General features: G+C 50.3%; 6 protein-coding genes and 1 pseudogene. 2 read left to right on the forward strand and 5 right to left on the reverse strand.

Features of this window, described 5'->3' with window-relative positions; translation table 11 throughout:
• Positions 1 to 363 precede the first annotated feature (363 nt).
• From KTH_RS22835 to KTH_RS22845, 3 genes are read right to left on the reverse strand one after another with little or no spacing between them, the layout of a single operon-like run.
• Positions 364 to 1,224: a hypothetical protein gene (locus KTH_RS22835; RefSeq protein ID WP_497621213.1), complete on the reverse strand. Its 861-nt coding sequence runs from the start codon at positions 1,222 to 1,224 to the stop codon at positions 364 to 366.
• Positions 1,225 to 1,247: 23 nt separating this feature from the next.
• Positions 1,248 to 3,182, reverse strand: a complete 1,935-nt coding sequence (locus KTH_RS22840; RefSeq protein WP_497621215.1) for a cyclic nucleotide-binding domain-containing protein — start codon at positions 3,180 to 3,182, stop codon at positions 1,248 to 1,250.
• A 10-nt stretch (positions 3,183 to 3,192) separates the two neighbouring features.
• Positions 3,193 to 5,091 (reverse strand): FAD-dependent oxidoreductase, encoded by a 1,899-nt coding sequence (locus KTH_RS22845; protein WP_497621217.1) that lies wholly within the window; start codon positions 5,089 to 5,091, stop codon positions 3,193 to 3,195.
• Positions 5,092 to 5,478: 387 nt separating this feature from the next.
• Here KTH_RS22845 and KTH_RS22850 point away from each other — a divergent pair.
• Positions 5,479 to 6,091, forward strand: a pseudogene (locus KTH_RS22850) (transposase); the annotation flags it as partial.
• A 1,150-nt stretch (positions 6,092 to 7,241) separates the two neighbouring features.
• On the opposite strand, the gene rpoD reads toward KTH_RS22850, so the two are convergent.
• Positions 7,242 to 8,492, reverse strand: a complete 1,251-nt coding sequence (rpoD, locus tag KTH_RS22855) for an RNA polymerase sigma factor RpoD (protein ID WP_111325511.1) — start codon at positions 8,490 to 8,492, stop codon at positions 7,242 to 7,244.
• A 199-nt stretch (positions 8,493 to 8,691) separates the two neighbouring features.
• Entirely contained in the window at positions 8,692 to 10,773 is a 2,082-nt protein-coding gene (gene dnaG, locus KTH_RS22860; protein WP_497621219.1) for a DNA primase, read from the reverse strand.
• 206 nt (positions 10,774 to 10,979) lie between these two features.
• Between dnaG and KTH_RS22865 the strand changes: the two genes are divergently transcribed.
• On the forward strand, positions 10,980 to 11,180 hold the full coding sequence (locus KTH_RS22865; RefSeq protein ID WP_497621221.1) for a hypothetical protein: 201 nt from the start codon (positions 10,980 to 10,982) through the stop codon (positions 11,178 to 11,180).
• Positions 11,181 to 12,569: the final 1,389 nt, after the last annotated feature.

Here is a 12,569-nt window from a genome sequence, read left to right on the forward strand (position 1 = left end):
ACTCTGTCACTCATCTCCGCTCTGAATAGGCGTTTCTTGCTCAACATGTTTACACAGAGAAAAGTGCGATGGTGCTGCATCATTGATCATTCCTGGCACTATTATGGCTCTGATATGCAATCACACAGAGAAGGGGGAACAAGCTAAAATGGATGCTCATCTACAAATCCCCCCGATCGTGACCACAATGTCGCAATGAATATTTTGCACAAAGCCTTGCAGGGTACCGGCAGAAGGGAACCAACAAGCGACAGGACCATGAAACGCCTCTGGACTCCCTGGCCTCTCCTCACTGTCTCATGAGAGGCAGATGAGCAAGCCTGCCTGGTAAAGGAAGCATTTTCTCTGCTTCAGCCAGGGGCGTCAAATTACATGCAGTATTACCAGAATCTGCATACTACAGTGATACAGAATCACGGCGAAAGCCAGTAACGACAGCACCACATGAACACAACGCCAGCGCCTCATCAGTCGCTCAGCATGCCTCATACGCCGTAACGAGCTAAGCAGGGAAGCTCGCTTACGCAGGATCTCACGTACCCGCTGAAAATCCTGGTGTTCAACCGGAGCAACAGCAACTGTACGCTCCGCGTCTCTCTGACCGCGCAGAGCCAGCCGGCAAAAAGATTTGAAAGCCTCCGATTTGCCTGCGCAGAGGCGCTCCACTGCCTCTGTAAGCTCCTGGACCCGTTCCTCAACAGTTGGCGCAATCCCAACTCCATTTGTTCCGGCCTCACGGACAATACGCCCCGTGTAGAACATATCTAGCAGCTTACCAAGTACACCACTCAGCACCAGCACAAAGAGCGCCAGAAGCGCCCCCGGGCCAGCATACGCTCGTAAGAGGTCACTCCACTGCATCAGGAAAGCATGGGTAATACCGGCAAAATCACTATGCATCAGGGCAACAAGAAGCGTCGTCGTGCCCAATCCAATATGCATCCAGAGCCAACTCTGCACCTTTCCTGGCAATGCCCGCAACAAGCGCCGTCGTAACGAATAGGAAGCCGCAAAGAGAATCAGCACCAGCGTCACAAAACCAAACGAACGCAGCGGCTCCTGTGCCGAATTAGTGACAGGCTGTGTATATTTCACATACAGGTAACCACCGAGGCCCCCCCCATAGATACCAATACCGCACAGCAGCCAGAGCCATTTCATTCGTGAATCGGGTACGCCCCAGAGGCGAACTCGTTTCGTTGATTGTGAAGATCGTAAAAGCATTGAAAAGCGTTTGCCCCCCTCTTCTACCGTGCTTTCCGGCTCAAAATATCCTCAGTTGATCCAAAGAATGTAACAGGGTTCACACGGATCGCTGCGCCAGTCGGGCAGGCCTGAATACAGGCCTGATTCTCATACCCGGCACAAAGATCACACTTCACTGCGACTTTCTTCCGCATTTCCTCGCTCAGGTCTCGGGGTTTCTGCACATCAAACGGCCCCGGTGCAACTCGCTGCTGAAGTACCGGCAAAGTACGACGCCCCCGCTCTTTGCCCCCACGCAAGAAGAACGAGCTAAAGCGTTGCCAGAGATTTTCCCCCTGTTGCGGTTTCTCCTCTACCTCCACAATAGAAATGCAGTGATACGGACACCGTTCTGCACAGATACCACAGCCGATGCAGCTTTCAGTAATATAGATTTCTCCGGTTGGCGAACGCGCAATCCCGGCGCGGCTACACAACATGCAAACGGGATCCAGGCATTGGCGACAGACCGAAGCGATACTCAGGTTACCGACTACCTTTCCTTTGCGGTTCATGCGCGAGTGACCATGCCTGCGCGCACAGGCCTCCTCACACTCGTTACAATGGATACACTTATCAAGGTCGATCACCAGAACATCTGTGCCCTCGATAACGCCATCACTGACGAGCGTATGGAGCCCGTGTCGTGCCGCTTTATCGGTCTCGATTGCAAAGCTCAGAGCGCTGCCAAATGGCTCAAAAACAGCACTGTATGCAGCCACCTTTGATTCTTTGTACTGTTGCATCTGCTCCTGAAAACGTTGTCGCACCTCTGGATAGCGACGAAGAAATTGCAACAGCACAGAACGAGGGAGCTCAGCCGCTGTGGTCCGAGTCATTGCAGAGACAGAAACCGCCTGCTTATCGCCTAACATATCCAACCCGCCAGCGAAATAATCGCCACATTGCCGATAAGCTATTACCCGTTCTCCTGCCCCCTTTTCAGCAGCTTTCAGCATAGTACGACGAGAGACTTTCACAAAACCATCCAGGAGAATATGAAGCGATTCGCGGGAAGGACGAGCGTCAGGGTCCTCCCTGAATAAGCTTTCCCCTCGCTCATAGTGCTTGATGATCATCCTGGTAGCCAGGGCGTGGATCTCGTGGGCAGGCACGCCCTCAAATAAGGACAAGCGCAGCAGAATAGTTTCGGTCAGACGAGCAGCGTAAAGGCCCTCGAAATAATGCTGAACGGCAGGAACCAGTTCCATCAGACGCTGGATGACCTGTTCGGGAACCTCCAACATAATGCAATTTCGCTTGGTCCGGACAGAGAAAGAGCGAGGTTGGCCACTAAACAGGCTCTGTTCGCCAATGTACTCGCCCCGCCGAACGATCGCAAGCAATATCTCCTTCCCGGCAGCATCGTGGGTGAATAGCTCCACCGCTCCTGCAAGCAAAAGATAGAGGGTATTACCAAAGGTACCTTCTTGCACCAGGAGTTCATCAGAGGAAAAAACGTGCAGCGTCGATGCCGCAACCAGATGGAGCAAATAGTTGTCGGGAACTGCCGATGCATCCCGAAGTGCAGGTTGCTCACGAAGCCGCCTGAGCAATAATGGAATATTCCACCCCTGGGGCAAATTGCTGAGAATATGTGCGGTATCAGCCTTTTCATCCCAGGAAGACCCCAGACGCTGCTTCAAGGACAACATTAATAAGTCTCGATGATCCCCGACAGGGCAAACAGGCACACAGGAACCACACATCACGCACTCATGGATAAAGCGGGCAACCAACGGAGGAATCTCATCGCCTATGGTCGCCTGATTGAGCTCAGCAATGGTCATTTTATTGGAAAGAGGAACCGGACATGCCTGCATACAGCGATCACAGCCGATACACATGTCTATCTCAAAACGGATCTCATCCGTTGTCAGCGCTCGAAGATCCTTGCGGTGCGCCAACCCAATTGGCAGAGAGGACGTTTTTGTCATTGCCAGCTCCTTATACGGTAAGAGTTTTGCTACAACTGGCACAGAAGCGAGCAAACCGCGTATTCGCAATTCCACAATGAGGGCAAATAAGTAGTTCAGGTACAGGCAGTTGTCCGGTCACGGCCTTGATTTGTACGGTCGGGGAAGTTTCTGTCAGGAAATGGGCCGCACGCACCCCCCTTCCACCGGTGAGCTTGCCTTGTTGCACGGGTTCCACAGCCTGCTGATCTTTCCAGGATTGACGGAAAACAAACCGGGTATTACTGCCAAAGCTCAACACATCTCTATCTTTCAAAATATAAGCAGCACCTACAGGTAAGCGCTGACCGTTCACAAAAGTACCGTTGGTGCTCTCAAGATCCTTCAACAAGTAGACCCCATTTGCGAAGCGAATTTCAGCATGAAAGCGAGAGATCGTCCCGCGATCGATCATCAGCGTAACATCGGGCTCTCTCCCAACAACAAAGGCTTCTTTCTGGCTCAGATAGAGCTTCTCCGTGTCCACAATATCGGCAACCTCACCTTGAGCAACAAGCCATGCAGTGAGTGGAGACGAAGCGGATCGAGTATCCCGCTCTGGCACTGGCATCAGCGAAGCTGTCTGCCCATGCTTGTGCTTCTCCTCCCGCTTTCGAGCAGGCGCAAACAGTGGCGGAACCCCCTGCTGATCCAGCCAGTCCCCCAGACGAAAATCAGCAGAGAAAATCTGCTCTTGCACAGGTGAGAGATCAACTCGGTGATCCATTGCCCGCTTGATATCCATGATTCCCTTGCGATTGCCTATGGCCAGGACGCCAAGCGGAAGCCCTTGTTGCAGTAAGAGCTTACGATATTCGCCGGCTTTGGGCTCTGCCAGCACCTCCTGTACGCCTTGAGTCCGCGCCAGCCTGGTTACACCTATTGCCGCGAACTCGACTCCATAAAGAAACGATGCATAGTAGTACGTGTTAGAGAGCGCCACATCAGAACGTCCAAGCATGCTCAATGCTGCGACCCGTGCCTGCTGCAACGCGGGATACCATTGAGCAAGGATACGAGCGCGCCCGGTCGAAGCATCAATAATCTCAACAACATCACCGGCAGCATAGATATCAGGGGCTCCCGTCTGCATTCGCGCGTTCACCCGCACCCCCTTACCACACGCGATACCACTTTGCCTGATCCATTCACAGTTTGCCTCAAAGCCATTCGCAACAATGACCAGCTCACAGGAAATAGGTGTGCTCCTGGCAAGCTCAACCCCTGTCACACGACCACGCCGCCCCTTGATCTCAACAATGTCTTCTTCCAGGCGTACATTCACACCATCGCGCCTCTCTCTTTGCAAAATCAGGTCAGAGGCCGTTGCATCCAACATATCAGGCCACAGCAGAGAGCTCGGGAGTATGTGCGTTACCGTAATCTTGCGTTTCCGCAGCGCTTCTACCGTATCTATTGCCAGTGGATCACTCCCGTACACAACAGCATGCCTGACTTTCTCCAGACGACGGAGAATAGACTGATAGTCGTCGATAGAGTACAGGGTTGCGACCCCTTCAAGCTCATTTCCAGCACAGGTCAGACGCGTCGGATGTGCTCCACAAGCCAGTAAGAGCTTTTGATAGCCTATCTCACTCCCATTATCAAGCACAACACGATGCTGTGCGGGCTTTATCCGGACGACACACCCCTGCTGTAGCTCAATCTGGCGCTCTTGATAAAAGGCGTCAGAATGCATAAAGAGCTTCTCTTCAGAGAGCGTTCCCCGCAGATAATCTTTCAGGGCAGGACGATAGTAAGTCGGTCGGATGTCTTCCGCGAGTATAGCAATCGAGGCGGTAGGATCTTCTCTGTGGAGTACCTCAGCGGCAGTTATCCCGGCAATGCCGTTGCCAATGATCAGATAAAGAGGCCCACCATACTCAAGCATTGTATACCTCCTGACCTGACAGAATCAGGACCGTATGAGGATGACACCATTTGTTCAATCGCATCTGCTCCGTCGACATATATCACTACTTCATCCGGATCTCTTGAAGGTCCTGCTGGCTACGCTCACTGCCCAAAATGCGGTATGTTGAAACACTCTGTTATGTTCTCTATCATAGCAGAGTATAGAGGTGGACCGAAGAAATTGCAGAAGAGATATTACCCATTTCCTACAAAACCGCCAGAAAGTACGCTATCTCAACCATTATAACAGGAGGCATCGGGTTTTCACGGAAGCGATCCAGGAAGTTCCCGTCTTCAGGGGGGAGGGGAATGGGTCTCCCTTGTGAGGGAAGAGCACATGACAATCTCTTCATACTGCTTGACACACCTCTCCTTTATTGAGAGGATTGAAGGCATGAAAACGGTCATCACCGCCAAACTCAAACTCCAGCCAACGAAAGAGCAGTTTATCGCTTTGCGAGCGACCCAACTGGCCTGCGAGGTCGCTGATCCCACACCGCAGAGCGTAGAGCAGGTGGTCGGGGTGGATGCAAGCATTCGCTATCTGGCGGTGAGTAGCACCCACACGGGCACAAGCACCTTCCATTCGGGCAAGCGGGTCAGGGCCAAAGCCAACCATTACGCGAGCCTGAGAAAGCATCTGCAACAGACAGGCACTCGTTCGGCAACGCGTCACCTGGTGGCAATCTCTGGACGAGAGAGACGGTTGAAGCAGGACGCCAATCATGTCGTTTCCAAACGCATCACCCAGCAGCATCCACGCAGCCTGATCGGCCTGGAACAGCTCACCATATTTGCGAGCGAGCCCCCGCAAGAAAGGCAAGCACGCCGGTCAGAAGCAGCGCAAAGCCAACGCCGTTTTCTCACAGTAGTCGTTTGCCCAGTTGCAGAGCCTGATCGCCTCCAAAGCGCTCAGACAGGGGAGCCTGGCAATCACGGTCGACGCTGATTCCACCTCGCAGGCATACCCGATGTGCATGAAGGGTTCTGGTTCTACGTTCTGAATCGCCGCCAGCAGCTCTTTTGCACGGCTCTCAGCCATCTGGAGCAGGGCTGTCCCAATTCCTCGACTGTATATTGAGGCAAAACACGGGTACGGTGATGTACATTGACCTGCCAGCGCGTTTGTTCCACATCTCGTAGAGCCAGAACAACACTGGTGTAACCAACCACAGCACCATCTGACATGACCGCCACCCAGGCATCACGTTTCAGATCCAGAGAACTCCACTCAGATCGCACATCTTCAGCCCCATAATCAGGTGTATATGCTTCAGGTCGTAGCGCTTCTGATTGTCCACAGACAGCAAACAGATGAGCTACTGTGGAGCGTCAGACAGTTCAACAGGGCGCAAAAAGAACTTATTGGAAGGCTTATCACTCATGGCTGTATCCCTTCCCTTTCAATATTTCAGGCAACCAAAAGCCAGCTTAACGCGCACAGTACTTCTGGTACTCTACAGAGAAGAGCCAAATTCAATCCCAGTTGTCAATGAGAGGAGTTGTAGGCTTCATTTCCAATTATGAAGATGAGGGTTCATTCCTCATTTCATAGGTCATCCCCGAGACAAAGAAGCAGATAAAACACAGCGTGTGATTTCTCGATCCGCTGGTCCATTCACAGATTCGAGCTTCTAAGGAGAAAATTTAATCTTTCTGCTTCCTCATGCATATATATTGTTTTATCATGTAATGATACATCTGAGAATATAAGAATGATTTTCGGTGATTACAGCACAGAGCAGGGAACGATAGCATATATCGAGATGATATATACAGAAAATCAACTCAATTGTGGATATGTGGAGAAAAATTGTGGATAACTTTCATTTAGAAGGCGTGAGAGAGCGTAATACCATAGGAGAAGCGCATATATCAGAAAGATAGATCGGTGTAAGAAACATAGTCGAGAGCGGATACAACTTTTCCTCCAACCTTTTCCATAAAGACAACCTGATTTCTCTTGCCAGTGAAAGCCATTCGTTCAGAATGGGGATGAAAAAGGATGCGACCGGAAGAGATCGCATCCTCGAATTCTTGCTTATCGGGTAACAATCGAGTACCAATAGAACGCAGCAACCTTTCCCCCTATAGGTTGCCCTGACTTCCATAAAATCTGCCAGCCTCTTAATCCAGGTAATCTTTCAGCTTACGGCTGCGACTCGGGTGGCGCAGCTTTCGCAGAGCCTTTGCTTCAATCTGGCGAATTCGTTCACGCGTTACATGAAACTCCTTCCCGACCTCTTCCAGCGTGCGGCTGCGACCATCGTCGAGACCGAAACGTAACTGCAAGACCTTGCGTTCACGATCGGTCAGGCTTTCCAGCACATCCTCAACCTGCTCCTTAAGCAATTGATGGCTCGCGGCATCAGCAGGAGCCAGAGCAGTATGATCCTCGATGAAATCACCCAGGTGGCTATCATCCTCCTCGCCGATAGGCGTTTCCAGGCTGACAGGCTCCTGACTCACCTTGATAATCTCGCGGACCTTTTCCGCGCTGATATCCATCTGAGCGGCGATTTCCTCGGAGGTCGGTTCACGCCCGAGATCTTGTAACAGGCGTCGACTAATACGGATCAGGCGGTTGATTGTCTCAACCATATGAACGGGAATACGAATAGTACGAGCTTGATCGGCGATCGCACGGGTGATGGCCTGGCGAATCCACCAGGTAGCATAGGTGCTGAACTTAAAGCCCTTCGCGTAATCGAACTTCTCGACAGCGCGGATCAGGCCAATATTCCCCTCCTGGATAAGATCCAGCAGGTTCATACCACGGCCAATATACTTCTTAGCCACGCTTACGACCAGGCGCAGGTTTGCTTCAGTCAAGCGCTTTTGGGCCTCTTCGCCTTCAATGATGATACGCTGTACAGGATTGGGCTTCAGGCGCTCAGCTTTCCCGCGCTCCATCAACTGAGCGAGGCGCACTTCCTCATCGGCGGTCAGCAAGGGCACACGGCCGATCTCGCGCAAGTACATGCGCACGGGATCGTCCAGGCTGCTTTCAAAGTCTGTAACGCCGATGCTAAAGCCGTCTTGCAGGTCTTCCCACTTGGGGTCAGCCAGGATCTCGGCATCAACATCAACAACGTCTTCTGGGCCGGGCTCCCAGTCCGCTGGCGGCTCTTTGGTTGGGTCCAGGGCATCCATAGGCTCTTCGTCCTGTAATTTAAACAGGTCAAAAGGCTCAGCATCATCGAGAGCGTTAATCTGATTGCCGCCGACGGTAGCATGAGCGGAATGACCGATCTCATCAATATCTACATCCAATAAACCATCATCAAATGGTTCAATATCCAACATATTCCCCAATGACCCCGAATTTACATGCCCATTGTGTACTCGATCCATAACATCTTGTTCCCGATTCACCATTCTGGCATCCCCCTTCAGAAAACAGGCTTACAAGAATAAAAGCAAAAGATAGATTTTCCTGCTTCCTGGTCCATATTCTATTTAGAAAATTAGTCCATCCTGACCGGGAGTGTAAAGGCTCCCAGAAAACCTCTCTAAATTCATTCGTGAATGAGTGAAGCACATCTCACAAAGCGCCGGAAAATCCAGACAACGGAGGCTACCCCTGGAGATGTGTCGCGGAATTAATGGTACGCAGTTGCCGGTGTATTGCCAGCAATTGTTGTTGTAACTGCCGAAGCGACGCCATATCGCCTGCAGCAGCCGCTTCATTCATCAAAAACTTGAGCTCTGTATTCAGTTGTAACAGTCTGTTTCGCTTGAGCCGGGTTGCGCACTGCACAACCTCTTTCACCAGGCCATCTCCATTTTTAAAAGAGACTGACTCAACACGCTGTCGTACTCTGGTCAAGGTTTCCTGTAATGCAGTTGGCACAACTTGCTCTAAGGGTTCAAAAGAGGGGGAAGAAGCACGTTGTTGATACACAGAATTGAGAATGTGGTACAACTCTCGCGTGTCTGTCCCGGCGAAGTCACCATCGGTAATTATACCACAAACATAGGCGCTTAACCCAGGATCTTGCAAGAGTAGCCCAATCAGGTAGTCTTCCAATTTTAGCCTATCTGCCATATTTCTGTCAAGTACCGTTGTCGTTCCGGTCTGGCTACTCCTCTGTTCTGTGTTTGCGCTTCTTCCTCCGCTTACACCTGTTATCGACGTATCTCCAAGCGAGCTTACAGCCTGCTGACTCTTCCTCTTTCCAGCACTCTTTCTCTCTAACGGTACAGGAAGGGGTACAGTAACACTGCCTCCCTTTTGTTCTCTGAGTATTTTCTGCAATTCCATGTGCAGCGTTCGCTCGTTTGTACCGATCATGCCTGCCAGCTTGCGAATATACGCATCTCTTTTGATTCTATCGCTCAGAAGGCCAATTACTGGTAATAGTCTTCTCGCGGCCTCCGTCTGCCCCGTTGGAGAGTGGAGATCGAGGCCAGCAGTCTTACTGACAAAATACCAATCGATCAATGGCAAAGGATGATTGATGGCATACAACCAGGAGCTATAGTCGCGCCTGATCAACTCATCCGGGTCCTCATCGGTCGGAAGTTGTAGGACGTTGATCTCCGCGTCAACCTGCTCCTCCAGGCGAATAATTCCGCGTGTCTGGGACCTTGAAGCACCCCGCTGTCCGTTTGAGCCCTGCACCACCGGAACCGGCACATGCGTCCGATCAAACCCGCGCAGCGCTTCCTCAATGCCGCGCTCGGTTGCTTTATTCCCGGCAGCATCAGGGTCGAGTGCTAGCGTCACCTGCTTGGTGAGCTTCTTCAACTGTAAGATATGTTTTTCAGTAATTGCACTGCCACAGCAAGCAACTGTCTGTTTTGTTCCATACTGGTGCGCGATGATAGCATCAACATATCCCTCGACGATGATCACCTGCTTTGCCTGTTTGATCGCCTCACGGGCAACATCCAGCGCATACAGGACACTATTTTTCTCAAATAAGGGTGTCTGGGGCGAATTCAGATACTTCGGTTTCCCATCGCCCAGGTCTCTTCCACCGAAGCCAATAACCCGACCTCGGGTATCGCGAATAGGAAAAATCAGACGATTGCGAAAGTAGTCATAGATGCCGCCCTGCTGCTCGTTTCCTCTTTCCTCATCGCTTTCCCTTCTGCGAGCCAGGCCCGCCTGCACAATCTCATCCTCGGTATAGCCCCGGTCCAGCAGATAGCGTGATAAGCCTTCCCACCGATCAGGAGCAAAGCCAAGTGCAAACTCCAGCACGCTTTCAGGAGAGATTCCCCGGCTTTTAACATATGCACGCGCTTCTTCAGCCTCTCTGGCGCGCAAGAGCATCTGATGAAACCAGAGAACCGCATCTTCATTCAGCTTGTATAGCCGCTCTTTTACGGCGCGTAGCTCTCTGTCCTCCGGAGAGAAGTGCGAGCCATAGTCTTCGAGCTGAAGGCCCGCCTTTTCAGCCAGATAACGCAGCGCTTCTCTGAAATCCAAACCCTGCTGCTTTTCCACGAACGTGAAGAGGTCTCCGCCTTCATTGCAACCAAAACAGCGCCATGTTTGTGTCTCGGGAAAGACGTAGAATGAGGGTGTCCTTTCGTTATGGAAAGGACAGTTCCCCTTGAACGATTTGCCCGATTTCTGTAGGGGAACGACAAGGCCGATTTCCTCAACAATGTCGATTTTGTTTTTGATATTCTCGATAAGTGTTGCCATACTCCTTTGGTCCCTCAAATGCGCTGCTGGCCTTCCAATAAAAGGCTGTATTTCATTTGTCTAACCAGATATAACGAGCTATGTCACAGAAAGTCGCACAGATAGTCCTTTGTATACGACTATCGAGTTCAGCCGGATCACACTTCACATTGTACCGAATTCCTCAGGCAGATGCCGCATATTTCCGCCAGTAGTACCAGAAGCAAGTGAGCAGGAGAAAGCAACAATCAACAGCCTCGCTCTCGGAAATAGCAAGCAGTCTTTTTGCTGTTGCTAGAAAGGGGGTCAATAGCACATGGACCTGGCAGCCAACCTTCCACCCACAACAAGCAAAGCGAGCGACCGCAAATTCCTGCCAGCTCGACGATGCCGAAACGCGAAAACGACGAACTACTATTAATATCTAAATAAATCAATAAAAATATAAAATAAAGAAAGCCGTAGTAGTAGGGGCTGTGGATAATGTGGATAACTTGTTTTTCAGCCTCGCTGGCCTCTCTGGCATTAAAAGGGACCTGAGAGAGCAGGCCACTCGAACGGCTCACAGAGCCACTTCATACCAAACGTACTTTCAGAATAAGAATGCTCCGGGGAAACCGACCCGGGTTGGCACTCAAGCCGCTCCAGGAGCCGCTTTATGGTCGATAGAGCGGAACGCCAGGCTGCACTTTTTGTGAATGCTCCTGGATTATTGCTTCATACGGCTCAGGAAGCCACTTTAAGCCTGTTAAGATCCTCTTTTCCCCGGAATTTTCACTGCTTAGCCCTAAAAGCTTGCTTCACACCGCTTCTGGAGCCGTTTTATCCTCGCCTTAAAAATACCTGAAAAAGTTATCCACAATGCCATAAGAGGTGGATAGACTGTGGATAAGTTGTGGAAAACCTGTGGAAAACCTGTGGATTGCCATCTTTCTTCCTGTACAGATTTTCATAAAAGAGTGTGATTTTGAGGGAGTTATCCACAGGTTTTCCACAGAAAATCGGCCATTGTGGATAACTTATCCACAACGATTGTGGATAACTTTTGGATAAGTTGAGAGTTAACTATGGAATGTGGAAAAATACGCAGCACTTTTGGAAAGAAGTCACAATAATTGCCAAAAACGGGCAATTTGAGGGATAATATATGGACAAATTACACACTTTCGGCGGAATCAGCGATCGCTTGTATGTGGATAACTTATCCACAGGGCTGTGGATAAAAATGAATTTGCATGTCTGCTTATGTTGAATTTGTGGATAACTTATCCACATCGATTGTGGATAACTCCGAGAAATGTGGAAAAATACGCAGAGTTATCCACCAAGTGAGCGGTGTTTGTGGAAAAGTTATCCACAGCAAATGTGGATAAGTCGAAAAAATGAGGAAAAATACACAGATCACCGTTCGCTTGTGTGGAGATTGTGGATAGACTGTGGATAAGTTATCCACAAATTGTGAATAACTCGCATGTGCAATATATATATATCGTTGCGATATGTGGAAAATGTGGATAACTTATCCACATTTTCTGTGGATAACTTGAGTGGTACCAATGATTACAGGTTGCCTGGTGGATAACTCTTAAAAAAAGCCTTTTATCGACGTTTGCTTGCTGCGGATTAATCCACAAAACACTGCTTGCTTGTGTGGAAAATGTGGATAAGTTATCCACATTTTCTGTGGATAACTCGTGACGTTCAACACAGCTTTGTGGAAATGTGGATGAATTGTGGATAACTTATCCACATTTTCTGTGGATAACTTTTGGCTTTCACACCATTTTCACCGTCTCCTTGCTTCAAATTCAGGAGAA

It is taken from the genome of Thermosporothrix sp. COM3 (assembly GCF_059696735.1).

Coding starts and splice junctions, on each gene's coding strand:
- KTH_RS22835 (WP_497621213.1), bottom strand. CDS start 1,224: ATGCTTTTACGATCTTCACAATCAACGAAACGAGTTCGCCTCTGGGGC.
- KTH_RS22840 (WP_497621215.1), bottom strand. CDS start 3,182: ATGACAAAAACGTCCTCTCTGCCAATTGGGTTGGCGCACCGCAAGGAT.
- KTH_RS22845 (WP_497621217.1), bottom strand. CDS start 5,091: ATGCTTGAGTATGGTGGGCCTCTTTATCTGATCATTGGCAACGGCATT.
- rpoD (WP_111325511.1), bottom strand. CDS start 8,492: ATGGTGAATCGGGAACAAGATGTTATGGATCGAGTACACAATGGGCAT.
- dnaG (WP_497621219.1), bottom strand. CDS start 10,773: ATGGCAACACTTATCGAGAATATCAAAAACAAAATCGACATTGTTGAG.